At 32.2% G+C, this 25,872-nt stretch carries 24 protein-coding genes; 15 read left to right on the plus strand and 9 right to left on the minus strand.

Translation table 11 applies throughout. The features are described 5' to 3' along the window. The first annotated feature begins 120 nt into the window (after positions 1 to 120). Positions 121 to 1,128, plus strand: a complete 1,008-nt coding sequence (gene fbp, locus L3X37_RS03160) for a class 1 fructose-bisphosphatase (protein WP_237238724.1) — start codon at positions 121 to 123, stop codon at positions 1,126 to 1,128. 61 nt (positions 1,129 to 1,189) lie between these two features. Here the strand turns inward: fbp and L3X37_RS03165 are convergent, their stop codons facing one another. Together L3X37_RS03165 and gltB are read right to left on the minus strand one after the other, a co-directional pair. Continuing rightward, positions 1,190 to 2,653, minus strand: coding sequence for a glutamate synthase subunit beta (locus L3X37_RS03165; protein ID WP_237238725.1), 1,464 nt, complete (start codon positions 2,651 to 2,653; stop codon positions 1,190 to 1,192). Between the two features lie 4 nt (positions 2,654 to 2,657). Then, entirely contained in the window at positions 2,658 to 7,172 is a 4,515-nt protein-coding gene (gltB, locus tag L3X37_RS03170; RefSeq protein WP_237238726.1) for a glutamate synthase large subunit, read from the minus strand. Between the two features lie 446 nt (positions 7,173 to 7,618). Here gltB and L3X37_RS03175 point away from each other — a divergent pair, with 446 nt between their 5' ends. The 3 genes from L3X37_RS03175 to L3X37_RS03185 all read left to right on the plus strand — a co-directional run bounded on the left by L3X37_RS03175 (position 7,619) and on the right by L3X37_RS03185 (position 10,323). After that, complete coding sequence (locus L3X37_RS03175) at positions 7,619 to 8,644, plus strand: outer membrane beta-barrel protein (protein WP_237238727.1); 1,026 nt, start codon at positions 7,619 to 7,621, stop codon at positions 8,642 to 8,644. A 96-nt stretch (positions 8,645 to 8,740) separates the two neighbouring features. Continuing rightward, the gene (locus tag L3X37_RS03180) at positions 8,741 to 9,079 is read left to right on the plus strand and encodes a P-II family nitrogen regulator (protein WP_237238728.1); all 339 of its coding nucleotides are present in this window, start codon (positions 8,741 to 8,743) and stop codon (positions 9,077 to 9,079) included. A gap of 23 nt (positions 9,080 to 9,102) precedes the next feature. Then, on the plus strand, positions 9,103 to 10,323 hold the full coding sequence (locus L3X37_RS03185; protein ID WP_237238729.1) for an ammonium transporter: 1,221 nt from the start codon (positions 9,103 to 9,105) through the stop codon (positions 10,321 to 10,323). A gap of 361 nt (positions 10,324 to 10,684) precedes the next feature. On the opposite strand, the gene L3X37_RS03190 is transcribed toward L3X37_RS03185, so the two are convergent. Both L3X37_RS03190 and L3X37_RS03195 read right to left on the minus strand, forming a co-directional pair. Beyond that, complete coding sequence (locus tag L3X37_RS03190; protein ID WP_237238730.1) at positions 10,685 to 13,276, minus strand: phosphoenolpyruvate carboxylase; 2,592 nt, start codon at positions 13,274 to 13,276, stop codon at positions 10,685 to 10,687. A gap of 182 nt (positions 13,277 to 13,458) precedes the next feature. Next, positions 13,459 to 13,791, minus strand: a complete 333-nt coding sequence (locus L3X37_RS03195) for a single-stranded DNA-binding protein (RefSeq protein WP_237238731.1) — start codon at positions 13,789 to 13,791, stop codon at positions 13,459 to 13,461. Between the two features lie 191 nt (positions 13,792 to 13,982). On the opposite strand from L3X37_RS03195, the gene L3X37_RS03200 reads away from it, so the two are divergent. The 4 genes from L3X37_RS03200 (at position 13,983) to L3X37_RS03215 (ending at position 16,195) form a co-directional block, all read left to right on the plus strand. Continuing rightward, the gene (locus tag L3X37_RS03200; protein ID WP_237238732.1) at positions 13,983 to 14,549 is read left to right on the plus strand and encodes a DUF7103 family protein; all 567 of its coding nucleotides are present in this window, start codon (positions 13,983 to 13,985) and stop codon (positions 14,547 to 14,549) included. Between the two features lie 6 nt (positions 14,550 to 14,555). Then, positions 14,556 to 15,095 (plus strand): GNAT family N-acetyltransferase, encoded by a 540-nt coding sequence (locus L3X37_RS03205; RefSeq protein ID WP_237238733.1) that lies wholly within the window; start codon positions 14,556 to 14,558, stop codon positions 15,093 to 15,095. After that, positions 15,088 to 15,438, plus strand: coding sequence for a hypothetical protein (locus tag L3X37_RS03210; RefSeq protein WP_237238734.1), 351 nt, complete (start codon positions 15,088 to 15,090; stop codon positions 15,436 to 15,438). Before L3X37_RS03205 ends, L3X37_RS03210 begins: the two co-directional genes overlap by 8 nt. A gap of 169 nt (positions 15,439 to 15,607) precedes the next feature. Further along, positions 15,608 to 16,195, plus strand: coding sequence for an E3 ubiquitin ligase family protein (locus tag L3X37_RS03215; protein ID WP_237238735.1), 588 nt, complete (start codon positions 15,608 to 15,610; stop codon positions 16,193 to 16,195). A 69-nt stretch (positions 16,196 to 16,264) separates the two neighbouring features. On the opposite strand, the gene L3X37_RS03220 is transcribed toward L3X37_RS03215, so the two are convergent. Continuing rightward, positions 16,265 to 16,732 (minus strand): CBS domain-containing protein, encoded by a 468-nt coding sequence (locus tag L3X37_RS03220; protein WP_237238736.1) that lies wholly within the window; start codon positions 16,730 to 16,732, stop codon positions 16,265 to 16,267. A 179-nt stretch (positions 16,733 to 16,911) separates the two neighbouring features. Between L3X37_RS03220 and L3X37_RS03225 the strand changes: the two genes are divergently transcribed. Then, positions 16,912 to 17,625 carry a hypothetical protein gene (locus tag L3X37_RS03225; protein WP_237238737.1) on the plus strand — a complete coding sequence of 238 codons (714 nt, stop codon included), beginning with the start codon at positions 16,912 to 16,914 and terminating at the stop codon, positions 17,623 to 17,625. Between the two features lie 84 nt (positions 17,626 to 17,709). Here L3X37_RS03225 and L3X37_RS03230 read toward each other — a convergent pair whose 3' ends face one another. After that, positions 17,710 to 18,231 (minus strand): hypothetical protein, encoded by a 522-nt coding sequence (locus L3X37_RS03230; protein ID WP_237238738.1) that lies wholly within the window; start codon positions 18,229 to 18,231, stop codon positions 17,710 to 17,712. A gap of 179 nt (positions 18,232 to 18,410) precedes the next feature. Between L3X37_RS03230 and L3X37_RS03235 the strand changes: the two genes are divergently transcribed. From L3X37_RS03235 to L3X37_RS03250, 4 genes are all read left to right on the plus strand, one after another. Beyond that, positions 18,411 to 19,376: an NAD-dependent epimerase/dehydratase family protein gene (locus L3X37_RS03235; RefSeq protein ID WP_237238739.1), complete on the plus strand. Its 966-nt coding sequence runs from the start codon at positions 18,411 to 18,413 to the stop codon at positions 19,374 to 19,376. Between the two features lie 59 nt (positions 19,377 to 19,435). Further along, on the plus strand, positions 19,436 to 20,026 hold the full coding sequence (locus L3X37_RS03240) for a HupE/UreJ family protein (protein ID WP_237238740.1): 591 nt from the start codon (positions 19,436 to 19,438) through the stop codon (positions 20,024 to 20,026). A gap of 212 nt (positions 20,027 to 20,238) precedes the next feature. Further along, positions 20,239 to 20,670 carry a deoxycytidylate deaminase gene (locus tag L3X37_RS03245; protein WP_237238741.1) on the plus strand — a complete coding sequence of 144 codons (432 nt, stop codon included), beginning with the start codon at positions 20,239 to 20,241 and terminating at the stop codon, positions 20,668 to 20,670. Beyond that, positions 20,670 to 22,259: a S41 family peptidase gene (locus tag L3X37_RS03250; protein ID WP_237238742.1), complete on the plus strand. Its 1,590-nt coding sequence runs from the start codon at positions 20,670 to 20,672 to the stop codon at positions 22,257 to 22,259. The genes L3X37_RS03245 and L3X37_RS03250 overlap by 1 nt, the downstream gene beginning before the upstream one ends. Before the next feature lie 6 nt (positions 22,260 to 22,265). Here the strand turns inward: L3X37_RS03250 and L3X37_RS03255 are convergent, their stop codons facing one another. The 3 genes from L3X37_RS03255 to L3X37_RS03265 are packed head-to-tail and all read right to left on the minus strand — an operon-like array spanning position 22,266 to position 23,713. Further along, positions 22,266 to 22,868 (minus strand): NAD(P)-binding domain-containing protein, encoded by a 603-nt coding sequence (locus L3X37_RS03255; protein ID WP_237238743.1) that lies wholly within the window; start codon positions 22,866 to 22,868, stop codon positions 22,266 to 22,268. After that, positions 22,868 to 23,071: a hypothetical protein gene (locus tag L3X37_RS03260; RefSeq protein WP_237238744.1), complete on the minus strand. Its 204-nt coding sequence runs from the start codon at positions 23,069 to 23,071 to the stop codon at positions 22,868 to 22,870. The genes L3X37_RS03255 and L3X37_RS03260 overlap by 1 nt, the downstream gene beginning before the upstream one ends. Positions 23,072 to 23,125: 54 nt before the next feature. Next, on the minus strand, positions 23,126 to 23,713 hold the full coding sequence (locus L3X37_RS03265) for a MarC family protein (protein ID WP_237238745.1): 588 nt from the start codon (positions 23,711 to 23,713) through the stop codon (positions 23,126 to 23,128). Between the two features lie 201 nt (positions 23,714 to 23,914). Here L3X37_RS03265 and L3X37_RS03270 point away from each other — a divergent pair, with 201 nt between their 5' ends. Together L3X37_RS03270 and L3X37_RS03275 are read left to right on the plus strand one after the other, a co-directional pair. Beyond that, a complete protein-coding gene (locus L3X37_RS03270; RefSeq protein ID WP_237238746.1) occupies positions 23,915 to 24,478 on the plus strand; it encodes a DUF3109 family protein in 564 nt (187 codons plus the stop codon). A 305-nt stretch (positions 24,479 to 24,783) separates the two neighbouring features. Then, the gene (locus tag L3X37_RS03275; protein WP_237238747.1) at positions 24,784 to 25,764 is read left to right on the plus strand and encodes a ribonucleotide-diphosphate reductase subunit beta; all 981 of its coding nucleotides are present in this window, start codon (positions 24,784 to 24,786) and stop codon (positions 25,762 to 25,764) included. The last annotated feature ends 108 nt before the right edge of the window (positions 25,765 to 25,872 follow it).

Genomic DNA, 25,872 nt, shown 5'->3' on the forward strand with positions numbered 1-25,872 from the left:
AAATATAGTTTAAAACAGATTATTTAAAGAGATGAAAACAACAAATTAATCTTAAGCGAAAACGTTGTAGTTAGTTAAAAATTAATAGATATTTGCATAAACAAATAGTGTTGTAATATTATGGCTTATAAAAAACAAACCTTAGGTGAGTTTATTATTGAAAATCAATCGTCTTTTAAGTATTCTTCTGGTGAATTATCAAGTCTTTTAAATTCAATTAGATTAGCTGCAAAAGTTGTTAATCATGAAGTTAATAAGGCAGGTTTAGTTGATATTATTGGGGCTGTAGGCGATACTAATATTCAAGGTGAAGACCAACAAAAGTTAGATGTATATGCTAATGATAAGTTTATACAAACCTTAACTAAAAGAAATATTGTTTGTGGTATTGCTAGTGAAGAGGAAGATGATTTTATAGCTATTAATAGTCAAGATGAAAATCACCAGAATAAATATGTGGTTTTAATTGATCCGTTAGATGGTTCATCAAATATAGATGTAAATGTTTCTGTAGGAACTATTTTTTCAATTTACCGTAGAGTAACTCCTGTTGGAACACCAGTACACCTTAAAGATTTTTTACAAAAAGGTAGCGAACAAGTAGCTGCAGGTTATGTGGTTTATGGCACATCAACTATGTTGGTTTACACTACCGGCGATGGTGTAAATGGGTTTACATTAAACCCTGCTATTGGTTCTTTTTATTTATCGCATCCAGATATGCAATTTCCTGAAGATGGCACCATTTATTCTGTAAATGAAGGTAACTATATTCATTTTCCACAAGGGATAAAAGATTATATTAAATATTGCCAAAAAGAAGAAGAAGATAGACCATATACTTCCAGATATATTGGGTCTTTGGTTTCAGATTTTCATAGAAATATGATAAAAGGAGGCATTTATTTATACCCACAAAGCTCTAAAAATCCTAACGGAAAACTACGTTTGCTATATGAGTGTAATCCTATGGCATTTTTAGCAGAACAAGCTAATGGAAAATCTAGCGATGGATTTACAAGAACTATGGATGTTGAACCAACTGAGTTACATCAGCGTGTGCCATTTATTTGTGGCAGTAAAAATATGGTTGAAAAGGCAGAAGAGTTTATGCGTAATGCACGATAAAAACTATACAATAAAAGACGAACTAATTAGTTCGCCTTTTTTTATCAAATTATCTTATAAGTTACACGCCAACTAAATCTCCAGCTGCATTTTTAGTAGGTAAATCAGATTTCCCCATTAAATAAATATCAACTTGTCGCGCAGCTTCTCTACCTTCAGAAATAGCCCAAACAATTAATGATTGTCCGCGACGCATATCGCCAGCTGTAAATATATTTGGGATATTGGTTTGGTATTTTCCGTATTCTGCTTTGTAATTAGAACGAGCATCAGTTTTAATTCCAAGCTTATCGGCTAAAGTGCTTTCTGGCCCAGTAAAACCTAAAGCTAAAAGCGCTAAATCACATGGCCATGTTTTTTCTGTGCCTTTAATTTCAATGAGCTTAGGCCGTTCTCCAGGAATCATTTCCCATTTTACATTTACAGTTTTAAGTGCCGTAAGTTTTCCGTTTTTGTCTGTTGTAAATTCTTTAGTGTTTATTAACCAATTACGTTCTACACCTTCTTTATGAGAAGATGATGTTTTTAACTGTAAAGGCCAATAAGGCCAAGGGGTAGTAGGCGATCGATGTCCTGGAGGTTTTGGCATAATCTCGAAATTTACTACCGATTTTGCTCCTTGACGATTTGATGTTCCAACACAATCTGATCCCGTATCTCCACCACCTATAACAATCACATTTTTATCTGTTGCTAAAACTTGATTCTCAACTTTTTTACCAAAAACGACTTTAGTTTGTTGTGTTAAAAAGTCCATCGCTTGTACAACGCCATCAGCATCAATACCTGGAGTAGGTAAGCTACGTCTTTCAGTAGCACCACCGCACAAAACTACGGCATCAAAAGCTTTTAGGTCTTCAACATTATAATTAACACCAACATTTACATTGGTTTTAAATGTGATGCCTTCGGCTTCTAAAATGGCAAGACGACGATCGATAATTTCTTTTTCCATTTTAAAATTAGGGATGCCATAGCGTAATAATCCACCTATTTCATCATCGCGTTCAAAAACGGTAACGGTATGTCCAGCTCTATTTAGTTGCTGTGCGGTTGCTAATCCAGCAGGTCCAGAACCTACAACAGCAATTTTTTTCCCGGTTCTTGTTTTTGGTGGTTGCGGCTTAATCCAACCTTCTTTAAAGGCGCGTTCTACAATATTTTTTTCGATATTTTCTATAGAAATAGGGTCTTCTATAATGCCTAAAACACATGCTTGTTCGCATGGTGCAGGACATAAGCGACCTGTAAATTCTGGAAAATTATTTGTTGAATGTAATATCCAAGAAGCTTTTTGCCACTCACCTTGATGCACCATGTGGTTAAAATCTGGGATTAAATTCCCTAATGGGCAACCACTATGGCAAAATGGAATCCCACAATCCATACAACGCGACCCTTGCTTTTTCTGTTCTTCCTCAGAAAGAGGAACAGTAAATTCTTTATAATGCTTTACACGGTCTTTTACAGGCGTGTATGCTTCATCTTGTCTTTCAAACTCTTTAAAACCTGTTACTTTTCCCATCGTATTATGCTATTTCTAATTCTTCAACAATAACTTCTCCTTTTGCTAAACGCTCTAATGCTTTTTTGTATTCTGTTGGCATTACACGAACAAAATCTTTTAAGCTGCTATCCCAATTGGCTAATAATTTCTTACCAAGTTGACTTTCTGTATATAACACATGTTTTTCAACGATACTTTTTAAATCTTTAGCATCTTCATCTAAAATGTCTTCAAATTCAATGGTTTCAGTATTGCATAATCCATTTACAAATTTATTTTCTGGATCATATACATAAGCAATTCCACCACTCATTCCAGCAGCAAAGTTTCTTCCTGTCTTACCAAGAACCACTACTTTTCCGCCAGTCATATACTCGCAACAGTGGTCTCCAACACCTTCTACAACAGCAGTTGCACCAGAATTACGAACTGCAAAACGTTCGCCTGCAATACCGTTTATATAAGCTTCGCCTTCAACAGCACCAAAGAGACAAACATTACCAACTATAATGTTGTTTTCTGCTAAAAAATCTGCTTTTGTTGGTTTCTTTACAATGAGTTTAGCACCAGATAGCCCTTTGCCTAAATAATCATTTGAATTGCCTTCTAACTTAAACGTTAATCCGTGAGCTCCAAAAGCTCCAAAACTCTGACCAGCAGAACCTGTAAAATTAATATTTAAGGTGTCTTCGGGTAACCCTAGATGCCCATATTTTTTAGAAATTTCGTTACTTATAATAGCGCCAACTGTTCTGTTTATATTATTAATTGGATATGCTAAAGTCATTTTTTCTTTTCTATATAAAGCGCGATGTGAATCTTTTAAAATTTGAAAATCCATAACATCATCTAAAACATGATCTTGCTTTTCAGAATTTTTTACATCCAATTCACTATAAATGGCAGGTCTATGTAAGATTGAAGATAAATCTAAGCCTTTTGCTTTATAATGAGTAATAGCTTTATTGGCGTTTATTTTATGAGTTTGACCAATCATTTCATCCATGGTTCTAAATCCTAATTGTGCCATAATAGCTCTTAATTCTTCAGCGATATAATAGAAGAAATTAATAACGTGTTCTGGTGTGCCTTTAAAGTTTTTGCGTAATTCCTTATCTTGAGTTGCGATACCAACTGGACAAGTATTTAAATGACATTTGCGCATCATAATACAACCTGAGGCTACCAATGGTGCCGTTGCAAAACCAAATTCTTCTGCACCTAATAATGTAGCAATGGCAACATCTCTACCTGTTTTTAATTGGCCGTCGCACTCCACCACAATTCTACTTCTTAAATTATTTAAAACAAGGGTTTGTTGGGCTTCGGCTAAACCAAGTTCCCAAGGTAATCCTGCATGTTTTAAGGAGGTTAAAGGAGAAGCTCCTGTTCCTCCATCGTAACCGGCTATTAAAACAACATCGGCTTTTGCTTTGGCTACACCGGCTGCTATGGTACCAACTCCAACTTCTGATACTAATTTGACATTAATTCGTGCTTCGCGATTGGCATTTTTTAAATCGTAAATTAATTGTGCTAAATCTTCAATAGAATAAATATCGTGATGCGGTGGTGGTGAAATCAATCCAACAAAGGGTGTGGAGTTTCTTGCTGCGGCAATCCATGGTAATACTTTTTCTCCTGGTAATTGTCCGCCTTCTCCAGGTTTAGCACCTTGTGCCATTTTAATTTGAATTTCTTTGGCATTGGTTAAGTAATGCGAAGTCACTCCAAAACGACCAGAAGCTACTTGTTTTATTGCAGAGTTTCGGCTGTCGCCATTAGCGTCTGGTTGAAAACGGTTTCTGTCCTCACCGCCTTCTCCAGAGTTAGATTTTCCACCAATACGGTTCATGGCTATGGCTAAATTTTCATGAGCTTCACGAGAAATAGATCCGTAAGACATGGCTCCTGTTTTAAAGCGCTTTACGATTTCTGTCCAAGGTTCTACTTCATCTAAAGGTATTGGGTCTAAATTATCAAATTCAAATAAACCGCGAATAGTCATTAAATTTTCAGACTGCTCATTAACTGCTTTGGCATAAACATCGTAGCTGGCTTGATCGCTTAAACGAACTGCTTGTTGTAATTTAGCAACGGTTGTTGGATTAAACATGTGTCTTTCGCCATTACGCCTCCATCTATAGTCGCCCCCAATATTTAATCCTAAGCGTTTATCTATTAACTTGTCTGGATAAGCATATTTGTAACGATCATTAATTTCTTTTTCAATTTCGTATAAGCCAATACCTTCAATTCTTGAAGTGGTATATGGAAAATATTTTTCTACAAATTGTGAGTTAAAACCAACGATTTCAAAAATTTGAGAACCTCGGTACGAATGCAGTGTTGAGATACCTATTTTGTTCATTATTTTCAAGATGCCTTTTCCAATAGCTTTGTTGAAATTATCAACAGCTTTTTGTTCGTCCATACCAGTAATGAAGCCTTCTTTAACTTGCGTTCTAATAATTTCGTTAACCATATACGGATTAACTGCACTAGCACCATAACCAAATAAAGTGGCAAAATGATGAGGTTCGCGAGGTTCTGCCGATTCGATAATAATATCGAAATACGAACGCTTACGTAAACGATTCATTTGATGATTTACATACGAACAAGCTAATAATGCCGGAATTGGAGCCATTTCTTTATTAACACCTCTATCTGATAAAATAATGATGTTTGTTTTTCTGTCTAGTGCCTTTTCAATTTGAATAATAATATTGTCTAAAGCATCTTCAAGTCCGTTAAGTCCTTGCGCTTTTGGATAAAGCATTTCTATGGTTTCGGCTTTAAAGCTTTCAACCGAAATGCATCTTATTTTTTCTAAATCGGCATTTGAAATTACCGGATTTTGAATTTTTAGTTTTCTACATTGTCTTTCGGTAATACTAAAAATATTACGGTCTTTACCTAAATTTAAACTAATATCCGTTACTATTTCTTCGCGAATACCATCTAAAGGCGGATTGGTAACTTGAGCAAATAACTGCTTAAAATAGTTTGAAATAAGTTGAGGTCTATCTGACAAAACAGCCAAAGGGGTGTCAATCCCCATTGAACCTAAAGCTTCTTTGCCAACTATAGCCATTGGTGTGATAACTTCTTGAATATCCTCGAAAGTATAATTAAATAATCGCTGCCTTGTTTTTAAATCAATAGTTTCAATTGGGCAAGTTTCATTATTATAAGGAATATCTTTTAAGTGTAATCTGGTTTTATCTAACCATTTTTGATAGGGTCTTTCTCTAACAATTTTACTTTTAATTTCTTCATCGTTTATAATGCGCCCTTCATTCATGTCAACCAAAAACATTTTTCCTGGTTCTAAACGACCGTGACTTTCTACATCTTCTGGTGCAATATCAACTACACCTATTTCAGAGGACATAATGAGTTTACCGCTTTTAGTAACAGTGTATCTTGAAGGTCTTAATCCGTTACGGTCTAACAAAGCGCCAATATAATTACCGTCTGTAAATGGCACCGAAGCTGGCCCGTCCCAAGGTTCCATAATACAGCTATTATATTCATAAAAGGCTTTACGCTCTGGCGACATGGTTTTGTGTTTTTCCCAAGCTTCAGGAATCATCATCATCATCACTTCTGGTAACGAACGTCCTGTATGTGTTAGTAATTCTACCACCATATCCATAGATGCAGAATCTGATTTTCCTGGTAAAATAATTGGGAATAATTTATCTATTTGAGGGCCAAAAACCTCACTTTTCATAATTTCTTCTCGCACACGCATTCTACTCACATTACCACGAAGCGTATTTATTTCACCGTTTTGGCACATAAACCTGAATGGTTGTGCCAACTCCCATGTTGGCATCGTGTTGGTAGAAAAACGCTGGTGCACTAATGCAAGTCGAGTTACTAAATCGGTTTCTTGTAAATCTTTATAATATAATCCAATATCTTCAGGCATTATGATACCTTTATATATAAGTGTAGTTGTAGATAAACTCGATACATAAAAATAAGAAGCTTCAGACATTTTTGAGTTAGCAATTGTGTGTTCGGTTATTTTACGAGCAGCATAGAGTTTTGCTTTAAAAACATCTTCAGAAATATCATTAGTTTTCTCTACAAAAAGTTGCTCGATATTTGGTTCTGAAGCTAAAGCAATTTCTCCTAAATGAGAAGCGTCTACAGGAACATCTCTCCAACCTAAAACAGAAAGCCCTTGTTCAATAATTTCTTTTTCAAAAGTGTCTTTACAAAATTTATATTGGTTTACGTTTTTAGGTAAAAACACCATACCTACGGCATATTTGCCTTGTACAGGAATTTTAAAATCGCAAACTCTTTTAAAGTATGTGTGAGGAATGTCAATTAATAAGCCAGCACCATCACCTGTTTTTCCATCGGCACTAACGCCACCTCTGTGCTCTAGTTTTACTAAAATCTCTAGAGCATCGTGTATAATTTGATTGGTTTTTTCTCCTTTAAGATTACATATAAAACCTGCGCCACAATTTTCATGTTCAAATTCGGGTAAATAAAGTCCTTGTTTCTTCAGCATAATCAACAAATTTTAAGTTAAAAAACATGAGTTGAAAAGCTAAGATACGCACTAACATTTGAATAATTACAGGGGATAAATCATTATTTCGATTTTGAAAATTTAGAGAATGTAAAACTAATTATATATCAATCAAACAAAAATATTTTGATAAATATTCAATCAATAAATATGTAAGTGTGCGTTAATAACAATAATACAGGATTTAGATAAAAACAAAATTAATTAACAAACAAAATGGTTTGTAAATATTTAAAAGCAAATTATCAAAATAATAAAATTACAATTAAAAATATAAATACCCTTAAAAAAATAGGGTAAAAATATAAATATGAATAAAAATGAATCAATATACCCTATTTTTTATGGGGTAAAATATTTTTTATATAATTTTGATCTGTTCAAAACACATATTTAAAGAATTAATAATTGAAAAAATGAACATTATGAAAAAAATTACAACTTTTTTAATGCTAGTTATGGTAACTGCATTATTTGCACAAGAAGAAGAAAGTAAAAAGAAATTTGATTTTACGGGTAGCGTAGATGCATACTATAGAGCAAACTTTACTGCGCCTAATGATGAAAACTCTATTGCACCAGGCTCCTCTTTTGCTAATTTACCTGGTTTTGCTTTAGGTATGGCTAACGTAGTAGCTTCATATGAAGGCGAAAAAGTTGGTTTTGTTGCCGATTTAGTATTTGGTCCTAGAGGTACTGATGCTATTTTTGCCTCTCCAATGTATTCTGCTTCAGGGAATATTGTAAATCAGTTATACGCTTACTGGAATGTAAGTGAGTCTGTAACACTTACAATGGGTAACTTTAACACCTTTTTAGGGTATGAAGTTATTTCTCCAGTTGCAAATTTTAACTACAGTACATCTTATTTATTCTCTTATGGGCCATTTAGCCATACGGGTTTAAAGGCAGATATTGCATTGTCTGAAGATTTTAGCTTAATGTTAGGTGTATTTAATGACACAGATTTAACTGAATTTAACCCAACTGGCGATTATGCTTTTGGTGCCCAATTAGGATATGCGGGTCAGTATTTAAACTTTTTGTTAGACCCATCGTTTACAGAAATAGATTTTACAGGTGGATTTGATTTATCTGATGATTTCTTTTTAGGTATTAATGCTGCACATTTATCTGTTGAAGATGACGGAGGCACATTTACTGGAGTAGCGTTATATCCACAATTGGCTACTTCTGAAGCATTTAGTATTGGTTTAAGAGGTGAGTACTTTGCAGAAACGGAGTTTTTTGGAGCTATTGGAGCTTCTGATGCTGACGGTGATTCTTCAGTATTTGCACTTACTCTAACAGGTAGTTTGGCTATAGATAACTTAACAATTAAACCAGAAATAAGACTAGATAGCGCCTCAGAAGAAGCTTTCTGGGATAATGATTTAGCGGCTTCTAAAAGCTTAGGGTCTTTTGTGTTAGCAGCAATCTACTCGTTCTAGAAATATGTTAATAATAAAAACAGATAAGACAAGTGTTGTTACTAGGTTAATTATAACACTTGTTTTGTCTCTTAACTAAATAATAAATAATTAATCATGAAAAAAGTAGAAGCGATTATTAGAAAATCCAAGTATAGTGCCGTGAGAGATGCATTGCATGAAGTTGGAGTGAATTTTTTCTCTTACTGGGATGTAACAGGGCTAGGGAATGAAAAAGAAGGTCATGTGTATAGAGGAGTGTCCTATAGCACTAGTGATATTCAAAGAAGATATTTATCAATAGTAGTTAACGATGATTTTGAAGACATAACCATTAAAACCATTCTTAGTTCGGCAAGTACAGGAGAAGTAGGCGATGGAAAAATATTTGTTTCAGATATATCTGAATGCTACAGAATAAGAACAGGAGAAAAGGGTGGAGACACTTTAAAATAATAACATTTAAAATAATTTAAATTATGGAAGGATTATTTACGGCTAATAACGTATGGATGATGGTCTGTACGGCACTCGTTTTCTTTATGCACACTGGTTTTGCATTTTTAGAAATTGGGTTAACAAGACAAAAAAATACAATTAATATTTTATTTAAGAATATATTTATTATAACAGTTGGGTTGTTATTGTACTATCTAATAGGTTTTAATTTAATGTATCCAGGTGAATTTAACGGGTACTTAGGGTCAATAGTTCCCGGAATAGGGGCTCCTGAAAATGGAATGACTCCTGATTATGCAGATGGTGGTTATACGTGGTGGACAGACTTTCTATTTCAAGGTATGTTTGCAGCAACTGCAGCAACTATAGTTTCTGGAGCTGTAGCAGAACGTATGAAGATTGGAGCATTTATGATTTTTACAGTAATCTATGTCGGATTAGTATATCCAATCGCAGGTTCATGGAAATGGGGTGGCGGATTTTTAGACGAATTAGGATTTTATGATTTTGCAGGTTCAACTTTAGTTCACTCTGTTGGCGGATGGGCTGCTTTAATTGCTGTTTGGTTATTAGGTTCTAGAATTGGTAAATTTAAAGATGGGAAGCCTCAAGCAATTCCTGGTCACAGTATTCCTTTGGCTACTGCAGGAGTATTAATCCTTTGGTTAGGATGGTTTGGATTTAATGGCGGGTCAGTGCTTTCTGCAGATCCAGAATTAACATCGTTAACTTTAGTTACTACATGTTTAGCTGCGGCTGCGGGTGGTGTGGTTGCTGCTTTAGTATCTTTCTTAAAATATAAAAATTTAGATTTAACTATGTTTTTAAACGGAATTTTAGGAGGATTAGTTGGGATTACTGCAGGTGCAGATGTAATGACTCCAGAAAGTGCTATTCTTATTGGTGCAATTGCCGGAGCTTTAATTGTATTTGCCGTTAGTTTTATTGATGCAATTAAATTAGATGATCCTGTCGGAGCAATTGCAGTACACTTAATTTGTGGAATTTGGGGAACATTAGCTGTTGGTATATTTTCTACTAATCCAGATCATACGCTTTTAGCCCAATTTATAGGAGTGGCTTGTTATGCAGGATTTTGTATAATAACATCATTTATTATAATTTTCACGCTTAAGAAAACAATAGGAATAAGAGTTTCTGAAAAAGAAGAATTAGAAGGTTTAGATACTCACGAACATGGTATGGATGCATACCCAGACTTTAGATTGAATGAGCATTAATTAGTTTTAGTTTAGTTGTTAGTTTAAAAGGATGTTTTGCTTTATGTAAGGCATCCTTTTTTTGTTTATAGGTTAGCCTGCTGTGTCATATAGATGGAATTATCTTGGAGAACCTTATGGGTAATCATATAAAGTTATTAAATGGAGAGGAAGTAAAATTAATCAAATAGATGAGTTTTTAATAGATATCTCCTTTTCTAGATGAGGTTTTTTTAGAACAGGCATCATGAATTCAATGTTTGAAAACTTTTATATTTCTCAGCAAAAATATTTTCAACTCATAGGAATAATGCATTCAGAAAAGATTTGGTGATTTAAGTACAAGGTTTTATCGAGTAAGAATACTATTTTAAACTTTATGTTAAGCAGAATTCCTACTCGCATTAATATTGCCAAAAAGCGAACGCGTTACTATTTTTTCAAAAATTTTCTTTTCTTCATTATCATCTCTAATACCAGCTTTCTCTAGCTCCTGAATTTTTTTAAGTGCGTATTGTTGTATAGTTAGTAGTGGTAAAACAATCGATTCTCTAACTTCAATGGATGCCTTTCCAGAAGGCTCGTTTTCCATTAATGTTTCGTAACCTGTAAGTTTTAAAAGCAGTCTTTTTGTAGTTATGTATTCATCGTGAATAATATTCCAAAAATCACCAAACTCCTCGTCTTTAGACATGTACTTTGTTAAATCGAAAAACGATTTTGTTAAAGACATCATGCTATTTTCCAATAGTGTTTTAAAGAATTTTGAGTTATTATAAAGGGCTTCAACTTTATCAAATTTACCAGCATCTTCATACTTTTTAAGGGCGGTGCCAACACCAAAAAAACCAGGAACATTTTGTTTTAATTGACTCCAAGAGCCCACAAAAGGTATCGCTCTTAAGTCTGAAAACACTAACTTGTCAGAATTCCCACGTTTTGATGGTCTACTTCCAATATTTGTTTTTGCATAATATTTTAAAGTACTCATACGTTCTAAATAAGGAATAAACATAGGGTGACTTTTAAAGTCTTTGTAGGTTTGGTAACTAGTTTGGGCTAAATCATTCATAACCAATCTGTCATCATCAGATAATCTGTTACGTTCACCTGAAATTCTATTATCAATACCAGAACTAATTAATTGCTCTAAGTTGTATTGTGATGAATCTAGCGTGCCAAAATTAGAGCTAATGGTTTGTCCTTGAATGGTAAGTTGTACTTCTTTGTCTTCAATTGTTGGACCCAAAGATGAGTAAAACTGATGTGTTTTTCCGCCACCACGAGCAGGTGGTCCACCACGACCATCAAAAAATATAGCTGTAATATCATACTTTCTAGATATCTCAGTTAGTAATTCTTTAGCTTTAAAAATACCCCAATTTGCCATTAAGTAACCGCCATCTTTGGTGCCATCAGAAAATCCAAGCATAATAGTTTGTTTGTTTCCGCGACTTTTTAAATGGGCTTTATACGCAGTATTTGTATAAAGTTGTTCCATTACAGCTGGCGCATTTTCCAAATCGGTAATGGTTTCAAAAAGTGGTACAACATCAACAGTAAGGTCATCTTCAAAAGCTACAATTTTTAGCATGGCAAAAAGTTGCATAACATTTAAAGCAGTTTGGTTATTACTTATAATATATCTGTTTGCTCCTCGCTCGCCATTGGTAGTTTGAATGTCTTTTAAAGCTTCAATGGTTTTTAAAGTGTTTCTTACCATTTCATCTTCAAAAGCATCTATATCTATGGATTCATTTTTTGCTTCAGATAATATTTTTACTTGTTCTTTTTCAGTTAAATCATGATAGTTTTTTGGGAATGATTTACTTCCATTTTCTATTAATTGATTTATAACTGTGGTAAAAACGTTATGATGAATTCTACTATCTTGCCTAATATCTAGCGTTGCAAAATGATATCCGAAAAGATGAATTCTGTTTATTAAATTATTAATTTCGTTTTCGTACAAAGATTGGTGTTCTTCAACAATATGATTTCTAATATTTAATAACTTTTTAATAAGCTCATTTGAAGAAATTGCTTTTTTAGTGTTTAAATTAATACTGTAATTATATAAAATTGTTTCTAGTTCAATAATTTGATTTTCAACACCTCTAAAGGTAAGTTTGCGTCTTAGCGCTTTAAGATCTTGGTAATATTTTTTAAGGATTGCTTTTTTTAATTTTTTAGCAACTTTTAAGGTTGTTTTTGGTTTTACAAAGGGGTTTCCGTCTCGATCTCCACCAGGCCAAAATCCAATATTTATAATTTCATTATGCTTTTTACCATCATCATAAATATTTTGTTGTATATAATTGTAAATTTCTCCAAAGGAAGTATAAAATACATTTTCTAAATACCAAATAAGGCTTTTTGCTTCGTTATATGGCGTTGGTTTTTCGCGTTTAAAAAAGGGGGTTTTTCCTAATTGTGCAAAAAGGTTATTAATTTCTGATAAGTTATTCTCTTTTATAGCCTCAGTCAAATCTGTAATAATCCCTAAAACAGAGCCTGGATAAAATTGTGTTGGATGAGCTGTTAAAACAATACGTACTTTAAATTCTTCTAGATAAGCTTTTAAATCGTTTATTCTATTTTCAGCTTTAGCAGATTCTTTAAGATTTCTTAAAGTACCAATCCCTTCCATGTTATTAACAATAGGAAATGCTGCATCTTCAATAGCATCAAATAAAACAACTTGCCTTTCAATGTATTGAATAAAACGAAATAACAAATTTATTTGACTTTGCTTATTACGTCTTGCTTGGTATTTTTTAAAAAAAGTATCGACAATAGTTGTTGGGTCATCTTCTTTTGCAAAACCTTTTTCACAGGTTTCATGAAATAAAGGTAATAACACCCCTGTTTTTGTAATGGAATCAAAAGGTAATGTCATAAATATACTATTATATATTTGAAATTTTGACAATACATTTTGTTTAAATCTAACAAGTTTTGGTTCTACAGACATAATATCAATCTAATTGAGATTAACTACAAAAATACTAAAGGATAATTTAAAGATTGTGGGCTAGCTAAAATTTTATTGTTTTTGTAGTTTATGTAGTTCTTATTGTGAATAATTCAAAAAAAAGCCAACTAAATCAAGTTCTTTACAATTAATTTAGTTGGCTAAATACAAATAATATTATTCTATTTTCCTAGCATTAATAATTCATTGCAAACCACTTCGGTTATATAACGTTTATTACCATCTTTATCATCATAACTGCGAGATGTTAATTTACCCTCAATAGCTATTTCTTTTCCTTTGGTTACATATTTCTCAATTATTTGAGCTGTTTTTCCCCAAGCTACAATATTGTGCCATTGTGTATCAGTAATTTTTTCACCTTTATTATTGGTGTAACTTTCGTTAGTAGCCATGTTAAATTTGGCTAATGTTTTTCCTGATTCTAGATTGATGATTTCTGGCTCATTCCCTAAGTTACCAATCAACTGTACTTTGTTTCTAAGTGTGTTCATAATTTTAAATTTAATTGTTAAACAGTTAATACTATCGAGTTCTTATGTTTCGACACTGCAAATATGCGATCGCTTCCAAATGTTATTCGGTTGTTACTTATTTAAAATCGTTTGTAAATGTTTGTAGTCGTTTGTAAACGATTTAAAAATTGCTTATATTTGTTGTAAAGCGAATTATAACAGGGTATAACATGCAAATACAACAACTAAAAGATAGGTTAAAAAGTGTTGTAAAAATCATTGGTGCGCCTATTGACGAATTGCGGAAAAGATTGATGACTTTAGAAATTTCGCTGTCAATATTACTAATTTTAACACCTGCTGTTTTAATTTGGTTAGATGGTTCTACCCGATCAAGCATAAGTAATTATGCATACTCAAGTAAGAGTGAGTGGTTTGTTTTTTTAATTACGCTAGCTGCATCAATGTTTATATATAATGGTACTGCTTGGAAAACCAAATGGTATAATATTATTTTAGGAATTACTTTAGCGGGCATTGTGTTAACGCCTCATTTAGAATTTGAAATAATACACTTAATATTTGCTACACTATTTTTTGCTGGTAGTATTTTTGTGATGATTTATTTTAGCTCTAAAAAACAACGTTTGGTTAAAATTATCTGTGGTATAGTTTTATTAATAGGAATTGCTGGTTTTTATGTTTTTGAGTGGTATTCTTTATTTTGGGCAGAATGGATTGGAATGCTTCCTATTTGTATTCATTTTATTGGAGAATCAATAGGTAAAATAGATTAGTTAATAATGAAATTTAATATAGAAACAGAACGGCTTCTTTTAAGAGAACTAAGATTAACCGATTTAGAAGGCATGTTTGAATTAGACTCTAATCCTGAGGTGCACAGATATTTAGGAAATAAACCTATTAAAACTAAAGCCGAATCTCAAAAAATACTAGAAAGTGTTCTTAATCAATACAAAGAGCGAGGTATTGGTAGATTTGCAGCTATTGAAAAATCATCGGGCAACTTTATTGGTTGGACAGGGCTAAAATTTAATACCGGAGACAATGAAGCTTTGGGTAAAAAACGAGATTTTTATGATATAGGCTATCGTTTCATTAAAAGATATTGGGGGAAGGGCTATGCATCTGAATCATCTTTCAAGATGCTCGATTTTGGTTTTAAGGAACTAAAACTTAAAACTATAGTAGGAGCTGCTGAGACAAAAAACATTGCTTCAAATAAGGTGCTAAAAAAGATAGGATTACAATTTAAAGAAGTGTTTTCTTATGAAGATGTTAAGGTTAATTGGTATGAATTAAATAAAGAAGATTATGAGTAAACAATGTTTAGAATGTGGTGATAAAATTGTTGGTAGAATCGATAAAAAATTCTGTAGTGATGGTTGCAGAAATTCTTATAACAACAAGATAAATAAAGACAGTAAAAATTTAATTAGAAACACCAATAACAGGTTACGCAAAAATTACAGAATTTTAGAAGAGTTAAACCCAAACCAAAAAACAAAAATATCCCGTTCAAAACTTATTGAAAAGGGTTTCGATTTTAATTACTTCACAAGTATTTACACTACAAAGGCAGGGGCTATTTATTACTTTGTTTATAATCAAGGGTATTTGCCTTTAGAAGGCGATTATTATGCGCTGGTAAAAAGAGAATCTTAAGTAACATTTTTATCTAATTAAGTACTAATAAGTAAATATTTTTATGACTCTAGAATTGTTAAGCATACTTATTCCAATTTTAATTGTTGTAGTAATTTTTTTAATCTATTATTTTAATAGGAAACAGATTATCCTTAGAAAATTATCAAAGTTTAAATTCAAGCATATTTTGAGTTTTAAAACGGATGAATTAACTAAGGTAACTGGCAAGGTATTACATGTTCATGAACCATTTGTTATGCCTTATAGTAAACGTAAATGTGTTGCATACCTTTTTAAAATTGAAAGAAAGGTGAGAACAGGAAAGCATTCTCGTTGGAAAACTCTAATTGAAAAAGAAGATATTCAAGATTTTTTTATTGAAAAAAATGGAGAAGTTGTTATAGTTAAACCAAGAAAATCGCCCAAAAACTATTATGGTTATTTGGTAGAAGACACTAGTATTTCCTCTGGAACATTTAACGACCCAACACCAGAATTTAAAAAAGTTTTAGATGATTTTGGTATTGAAAGTGAAAACTGGTTTGGTTTTAATAAAACCTTAAGATATACTGAAAGGATTATTGAAGTTGGCGAAGTTATTACCGTTGGAGGTGTTGCAAAATGGAAAGCAATAGACAAATCTGTTTCTGGATATGAAAATTCTAAAATTGCTACATTAGAGAGCAGCGGAAATCAAAAAATAATAATCACTGATTTAATTAGTGCAAGGAGAACAGAGCTCCAGAACTTTCGTATCCCAATATCACGGTATTAAAAAAACAAAAAGAAAACACTAATTCATAGACGAACCTAAGGCGTCAGATTATTAAAAAAGTGTATGTTATTACTTCCAATTCTGACCTTTTAGTGTCATGGCAGCTTTAAGCACATCTTTTTGGCTAATTTGCCCTACTAATTTACCGTTTTCAACAATCGGAAAGCGACGCCTTTTTGCCTGCAAAAACTTATTGGCAGCATCAAAAATATTCATGTTTCCATCAATAGTTTCAACATCTAAAGCCATGTGTTTTTCAATAGTTTTATCTTGCATTGGCATATTATAATAACGGCTTTCGCTAATTTGCTTAATACAATCACCTTCAGATATAACACCTATTAATTCGTTTTTTTCATTTACCACCGGGCCACCCGAAATTCTATGTTTAATAATAGCCTGCATAACGCTTTCAATGGTTTGGTTAGGAGAAAATGTAACCAAATCCCTTGTCATATAATCACTTACCTTTAGTGGTGTAGCATCTGTAGTATTTGTTTTTTGTCTTCTAGCACCTTGAAAACTTTTAATTCCCATAATATTTAAAATTTAGTAATCTTAAATATACTTATTTTTTTTGAGTTTTCCTAAAAGAGAGCAATCCTTTAAAAAACAAAGTTAATTTCACGATAATTTAAAATTTTAAATAATTAGCATTCTTTTAAGATATTACATGCTATTTTTTTATAGTTTTAGCGAAATTTAAAAAAGTAAAAATGAAACGATTTTTAATGTTAGTTTTTTTGGCTGGATTTTTCCAAATAAACGCACAAAGCAATCCAGATTTAATAAAACACTACGAAGCTTATTACAAGCAAATGAAAGCTCAAGGCGATGTACAAGGGATAATTAATGCTATGACTCACTTAAATGTTTTATCTCCATTAAAGGCAAGACAAGATACTTTGGCTTATATTTATATGAGTGAGGGTAAGTATGTACAGGCATTAAATACTATTGGTATAGAAAAAAAAGTTGGAGATTCTGATATTGCAGTTGAGGTTAAAGCACTGTCTTTAAAGTCTGTTAAAAGACCAGAGTTAGCTATTGGTCATTTTGAAGAGCTTTTTAAAAGAAACCCAAATGCACTTGTTGCTTATGAGTTAGCAGAATTAAATTTGCAAACCCAAAAATTTGATGAAGCCTTAAAGCATATTACTTATGGTGTTGCAAATGCAAAAGATGACATGACAAAGGCATTTTATGAAACACAGCAACCTTATCAAGTGTCTTTAAAAGCGGCTTTTATGTATTTAAAAGCTATAGTTGTTTTTAGTCAAGATAAAAATGCTAATATTGATAAAGCAGTTGATATTTTAGATGAAACTTTAAAAACAGCTCCTAATTTTAATTTAATTCAAATTACTAAAAATGAGTTATTAAGACAAAAACAAGCGCAAACACAGGCAGCTACACAATCAAAAAATTAGATAAAAAAGATTATAAAAAAAAGCACCGATTCTAAATTTAGAATCGGTGCTTTTTTTTATAAATTTTTAATAAATGAATTTTTTTTATTGAGGCTTTTGAATATTCTGATTGTCTTTCTCTAACTTTTTATTCATTTGAAAGTTTAAATTAGAGACTGCAACTAAAAACTCTTTTATAGTAGATAAAAGCTCCTCTTTTCTTGTGGTTGATAGATTAGATAAGCTTTCTAATTTAAAAATTTTAGTTTCTAAAACCAGTATTCTAGCCAAAGTAGCTGGAGTGTTTACGGGCTCAGGGATATTCTTTTTTAAATCTTTTAAAAGCGTTATAATAGCTTTATTGTTGTCTTTAAAAAACACTAAATCAGCCTTTTTCACCTTTTTTACAATATCTACAAGCTGATAATATTCTTGCCAGTTTTCAATTGCGCCTTCAGTTTTTTCATCTAAACCAAAATCAATAAAATCAAGCTTAGATATATCACTTTCGGTTAATTCTTGAGTATTATTTTTGGTATCTGCATCATTAGCAATATTTTCTTCAGTTTTTTTACATGAATATATCACTATAAAAAGGCTAAGAATACTTAAAATTTTAATGTTCATTCTATAAATATGTTTGGAACGCTTTACAAAGATATAGGAATAGTTTGTTCTTTATGATTTTTTGATGAAATATTGAGACCATATTAACGAAAATGTACCCCTATAAAGTTTCTTAATATTGTGAATTTATCAATAAAATCTTATTATTTTTGAAAAATTCTTACAGACAGTGTTTTTAAATGAACCCAAAAATATTAATTATTGGTGCTTGCGGACAAATTGGCACAGAACTTACAACTAAACTTAGAGAGATTTATGGCGTTAACAATGTTATTGCCAGCGATATTAATACTCGTAATTTAGAACTTGTAAACTCTGGTCCGTTTGAAATTATTGATGCAAAAAACTTTAATGCTATTAAAGATTGTTGCAAAAACCACAATATAGATACTATTTATTTGATGGCTGCACTACTTAGTGCTACTGGCGAAAAGTACCCAATGGAGGCATGGGATTTAAATATGAATTCCCTTTTTCATGTGCTTAACTTAGCTAAAGGAGGGGCTATAAAAAAAATATTCTGGCCTAGTAGTATAGCTGTTTTTGGGCCTACTACGCCTCGAGAAAACACACCACAGCATACTACATGCGAGCCAACAACGGTTTATGGCATTACAAAACAAGTTGGCGAACGTTGGTGTGAATATTACCATAACAAATACGGTGTTGATGTTAGGAGCATTCGTTATCCTGGTATTATTAGCCATAAAGCTATGCCCGGTGGCGGAACAACCGATTATGCTGTAGAAATATATCATGATGCTGTAAAAACAAAAACATATAACTGCTTTTTGTCTGAAAACACCCAACTACCAATGATGTTTATGGAGGATGCCATAAAAGCAACTATAGATATTATGACTGTAAAAAAAGATGCTGTTAAAATAAGGTCATCGTATAATGTAGCAGCAATTAGTTTTACACCAAAAGAAGTAGCAGCATCTATAAAGCAACACATTTCAGATTTTGAAATTAGCTATAAACCTGATTATAGACAAGCTATTGCAGATAGTTGGCCAAAAAGTATTAATGATGATTCGGCAAGAAAAGATTGGAATTGGAAACACAGTTTTTCTCTAGAAGCTATTACAAAAGAAATGCTTTTTCAACTAAATAAAAAGTATAATAATCCTGCTAAAAAATAGAATTATAGGCGTAAAAAGTCTTTATTTGTATATTTCAATAAGCCTAAATCTTAATTAAGATGTTTGATGATTTTTTATTTAACGTAAAATATGGCATTAACCACGTACTAGATATTAATGCTTACGACCACGTTTTATTTTTAATAGTACTTACCGTTCCGTATGTTTTTAAAGACTGGAAACGTGTTTTGCTACTAGTTTCTGTATTTACCTCAGGACATACACTTTCACTTGTTTTAGCAGCTTACAATGTGGTAAATGTAAACGCCCAAATTGTTGAGTTTTTAATACCTGTAACCATTTTAATTGTCGCGCTTTATAATGTGTTTACAGCTGGCAAAGGTGCGCAAAAGGAAAAAATAGGTGTGCTTTTTTTAACCACTTTATTTTTTGGTTTGATACACGGTTTAGGCTTTGCACGCGAGTTTAAAATGCTGTTAAGCGACTCAGATAATAAACTCGTGTTATTGTTAGAGTTTGCTTTGGGGATAGAGTTTGCACAAGTTATAATTGTGTTTATTGTATTGTTTTTAAGCTACTTAGTGCAAATTATTTTTAGGTTTACCAAACGCGATTGGATTATGATAATATCTGCAATTGTAGTTGGTTTGGTAATTCCTATGCTACTAAATAGTGAGTTTTTATCTTAAAATTTTCGGAAAAGTTTAACGAACTTGCGTTGTAATTAAAATACGAACCGAGTATATTCGTTATATTGTTTCGCGTTAAGGATTGCAGAGGAAATCCTTTTGCTTTTTTGCAAAAGATTGTAACAAAAAGCCTGACCTTTTGCGGTTCTGCAAGGTTTTTTTAACCTTGTAGGTATGAGTAAAAGGTAACGCCATAATTATAAAATAAATTAATGTCTCAAGACAAACAACTTAAATACGATAAAGCTTACTTAAGGATAGCTAAAGAGTGGGGAAAATTATCGTACTGCAAACGTCGACAAGTTGGCGCACTTATTGTAAAGGATAGAATGATAATATCTGATGGTTATAATGGCACACCATCTGGATTTGAAAATTTTTGTGAAGACGATCAAGGCTATACTAAATGGTATGTATTACACGCCGAGGCAAATGCCATTTTAAAGGTAGCATCGTCAACACAATCAGCAAAAGGAGCAACGTTGTATATTACCATGTCGCCTTGTAAAGAGTGTAGCAAATTAATACATCAAGCGGGCATAATAAAGGTGGTTTACAATCAAGCATACAAAGACGATTCTGGACTGCGTTTTTTAAAAAAAGCAGGCATAGAACTTAAATTAATAGAAACTATAGAGGAATAATGTCTAATCAAAAAAAATATTTACCATTAATTCTAGGTGTTGCTATTGCAGCAGGTATTTTTATTGGCGGAAAATTAAATTTTTCTGACTCACCAGACCGCTTGTTCTCAACCAATAGTAAAAAAGATAAACTAAACAGACTTATAGATTATATTGATTACGATTATGTAGATGATATTAATACCGATAGTATTGTTGATGTTACTGTTAATGGTATTCTGGATAATTTAGATCCGCATTCGGTTTATATTCCTAAAGAAGATATGCAACGTGTTGCCGAAAATATGAAAGGCGATTTTGTTGGTATTGGTGTTAGTTTTTACACCTATAAAGATACTATTGCAGTTATTAGGCCAACCGAAAATGGACCAAGCGCCAAAGCTGGTATTAAAGGCGGTGATCGTATTATTATGGCTAATGGCGATTCGCTTTTTGGTAAAAACTTAAAGGATGTCGAAATTATTAAAAAGCTTAAAGGACCAATTAACACCAAGGTAAAATTAAAGGTATACAGAAAAGGCGAACCTGAGTTATTAGATTTTACCGTTAAACGCGATATTATTCCTATTAAAAGTGTTGATGCCGCTTATATGCTTACCGAAAAATTGGGCTATATAAAAATAAATCGTTTTGCTGAATCTACTTACAAAGAGTTTAAAAAGGGATTAGATAAATTAATCCATTTGGGGGCAACCGAAATTGCATTAGATTTACGGGATAACCCTGGTGGATTTTTAGGCATTGCAGAACAGATTGTTGATCAGTTTTTAGAAGATGATAAGCTTATTTTATTCACAAAAAACAAACGGGGCAGTATCGAAAAAAGTTATGCAACTAGTAAAGGTAAGTTTGAAGCAGGTAAAGTGTATGTGTTGATAGACGAAAACTCAGCTTCTGCCAGCGAAATTGTAGCAGGCGCCTTACAAGACAATGATAAAGGTACTATTATTGGTAGGCGTTCTTATGGTAAAGGTCTTGTGCAGCGTGAAATGGATTTAGGTGACGGCAGTGCAGTGCGCTTAACAGTATCTCGTTATTATACACCAACAGGACGCTCCATTCAACGACCATATAAAAAAGGACATAAAGATTATTATGATGAGTATTTTGATAGGTTAGAAAGTGGTGAGCTTTTAGACCCTGAAAAAATTAAAGTCGCCGATTCGTTAAAATTTACCACCCCAAAAGGAAAAATTGTTTATGGCGGAGGCGGTATAATCCCAGATGTTTTTGTGCCTATTGATAATAGTATGCATAACGAAACACTTACATATTTACTACGCCGTGGTTTTATTGGTAATTTTGTGTTTGAAGAATTAGAAAAAGATCGACATGCTTATGATGATATTTCAAGACAAGATTTTATTGATAGTTTTGAAGTAGGTGAGGATTTAGTATTCGCTTTTCAAGATTATTTAAATTTAAGAGCCGATTCTAAAGTTACTTTTGTGGCTTATCACGAAGAAGTAAAGCAATACATTAAAGCCACTTTAGCCGATCAACTTTTTGGTGCTGGCGCTTTTGAAGAAGTGTTCAATCAACGCGATATTATGATTGATGAGGTTATTAAGTTGAGTGATGGGAAGTAGTTTTTGTTAAATCTTATCATGCACCTTCACATGTTTACCACCATTCCAAAGCGTTAAAATATCTGTTGCTACATGCGCGCCACTTCCTGAAGCTATAGCAAATTGGCTACGCCAACCAGCTAAAGTACCAGCTACATATAAGTTTTCTTCAATTAAATGATTGGTGTTTTTTAACCAAATGCGGTCTTTTTCAATGTTTGCTCTTGGGTGTGGTTCAATAAACTGTTCTAAACCTTTTATCGTCATTAAGTTGGTGTAACCAACAGCAATAACAACTAGTTTAGCTTCGTAGTTATTTTTATTAGTTTCAACTATAAAACCGCCTGTAGATTTTGAAATACTGCAAACTTTTTCGTTTTCAATTTGATTAACATGCGGATATAAATCGTGTAGTTGTTTTTTTCCGCTTTCTAAAATAGAAGCACCTGTGGTTCCAGGGTTTAATCCTAAAACATTATTAAAAAGCGCACTCTGTAAATGTGATGTTTTTTGATGTGTTATAATAGCAACTTGTTTGTTTTTAGCAAAAGCTTTTTCTTTCGCAGAACCCAATACTAATGCGCATGATAAACCCGCTGCACCACCACCAATTATTAAAGCATCAAACATTATCTCTTCTCTTTTACTTTTTGTTCAATACGTTTTGAGGTTCGTAAAATCCCCATCATTATAATAACGCAAAACGATGCTAAAATAGTAATTAAGGCAATGATGCTATCGCCCTTAAAAGGCGCATTAAAATCTACCTTAGTAAGGTTAAAAATAATTAATCCTAAGGCAATAATGCTAAGTATTATAGTTAGTATTTTCATCTATTTTTACTTTTTTTGTAATTAGTATTTGATTGCCAAATGCCCATTATGGGCTTAAACTATATCAAACAAAGCTTTAATATTATGAGCAAATAATTTTACTGCTATGGCTAATAAAATAACACCAAAAACTTTACGCACTATATTAATGCCATTTTGACCAATAAGACGTTCTATTTTTGCCGATGTTTTAAGCACAATATAAATAATAATAACATTTAATAAAACAGCAACAATAATATTTTCAGTTCTAAATTCAGCTCGTAAAGAAAGTAAAGTTGTTAAACTTCCAGGTCCAGCAATAAGTGGGAAAGCTAAAGGAAAAACAGCAGTCGTCATTGAGTCGTGTTCTTCTTGTTTGTAAAGTGTAATGCCCAAAATCATTTCTAATGCAATAAAAAATAAAATAAAAGCACCAGCTACTGCAAACGAATTAACATCTATGCCAATAAGGTTTAAAATACTTTTTCCTAAAAACAGAAATACAATTAAAATAATTCCTGCAATTATTGAAGCTTTTTCGCTTTGTATATGTCCTGCTTTTTTACGTAAATCTATAACAATAGGAATGTTTCCAATAATATCGATTACTGCAAATAATACCATAAAAGCAGTAAAAATTTCTTTAAAATTAAGTTGCATAACTTTAAGTTTAGTTTTTTCGGCAAAAGTAGATGATTATAACCGATTTATAACCCTAATTTAGGGTTAAACTTATATTAAATCACGCTGATGAATGATTGTAAGCACAAGAATAAAAATTTTTAAAGTACTTTCAAAATATATAAATCTCGATTATCGAGTAAAGTTTCTCTATTTTAGCATCAAATTTTTAACCTAAAAATGTTTCAATTAGGAAAAACCATAGTTTCAGAAGATATTATAGAAAAAGACTTTGTGTGCAATTTATCAGCATGCAAAGGTGCATGTTGTATTGATGGAGATGCTGGTGCACCACTTGATGAAGAAGAGGTTAAAATTTTAAAAGATATTTACCCTAAAGTAAAGCCTTTTTTACGTAAAGAAGGTATTGAAGCCATCGAAAAACAAGGCACACATATAACTACAGAATTTGGCGATTTTGAAACACCTTTGATTAATAATGCCGATTGTGCGTATGTAATTTTTGACGAAAAAAGAACAGCACTTTGCGGTATTGAAGAGGCTTATAATCAAGGAGAAATTTCTTGGAAAAAACCAGTGTCTTGTCATTTATATCCAATTCGTGTAAAGGCATATTCTGAATTTTCGGCTGTAAATTATGATAAATGGGAGATTTGCGATGACGCTTGTTCGCTCGGTGCAGAATTACAAGTTCCTGTTTACAAATTTGTAAAAGAAGCCTTAGTTAGAAAATTTGGCGAAGATTGGTATACAGAATTAGAAAAGGTTGCTAAAACTTTTTAACAGACTCAAAATTTCTATTTATAAACCATCTAATAAGCCTTTTAAACAAAGGGTTTTATAGGTCTTAAACGTGTTTGTTTTTCAATTTTAAATTCTAACCCCATTAAATTTAAACTACTGATAATCAATATTTTAAATCTTTTTGTATGTTAAACATTGAATACGTAAGATTTTTTTTGGTTGTTAAAAACTTGTTGAAAAGGTTTCTTGAATTCTTTAAAAAGATAGCAATCATTTTACAATCTTTGTTATCCTGAAATTGCATCAAATTTTTAGTCCAATCTTTTATAAAAAAACACAAAACTATGTCGCAAGCTATAGAACCCATTTTACAAGAAAACAAAGATCGTTTTGTTATTTTTCCTATACAACATCATGATATTTGGGAATGGTATAAAAAGCAAGAGGCAAGTATTTGGACAGCAGAAGAAATAGATTTACACCAAGACATTAGCGATTGGAATACCAAATTAACTGACGATGAGCGTTATTTTATTAAGCATGTGTTAGCCTTTTTTGCAGCTTCTGATGGAATTGTTAATGAAAATTTAGCTGAAAATTTTGTATCTGAAGTGCAATATACAGAAGCTAAATTCTTTTACGGATTTCAAATTATGATGGAGAATATTCATTCAGAAGTATATTCATTATTAATTGACACTTATGTAAAAGATGATAAGGAAAAGGATGCCTTATTTAATGCTATTGAAGTTTTTCCAGCTATTAAAGAAAAAGCAGATTGGGCACTTAAATGGATAGATTCTCCAAGTTTCGCAGAGCGTTTAATTGCTTTTGCAGCGGTAGAAGGCATCTTTTTTTCAGGAAGTTTCTGTTCTATTTTTTGGCTTAAAAAACGTGGGCTTTTACCAGGATTAACATTTTCTAACGAGCTTATCTCAAGAGACGAAGGATTGCATTGCGATTTTGCTGTGCACTTACATCAAAATCATATTATAAATAAAGTGCCAAAGGAAAGAATTACTGAAATTTTAACAAACGCTTTAGATATTGAACGCATGTTTATTACCGAATCGCTTCCCGTAAGTTTAATTGGTATGAATGCAAAATTAATGACGCAATATCTTGAATTTGTAACCGATAGATTATTAGGGGAGTTTGGCTGCGATAAAGTATACAATTCAACCAATCCTTTTGATTTTATGGATATGATTTCGCTACAAGGAAAAACAAACTTCTTTGAAAAACGTGTGTCTGAGTATCAAAAGGCAGGTGTTCTTAATAAAGAAGACGAAAAGAATAAATTTAGTTTTGATGAAGATTTCTAAATAGAAATTGAGCTAAAACTTTAATATAAATGTTTCGCAGTCTTTGAGACCTCAAAGAGAGCGATTTTCAACAAATAGTAAATATTTTAATTAACTGATCTTGAAACT

It is taken from the genome of Wocania arenilitoris (genome assembly GCF_021728535.1).
Classification (GTDB): Bacteria; Bacteroidota; Bacteroidia; order Flavobacteriales; family Flavobacteriaceae; genus Wocania_A; species Wocania_A arenilitoris.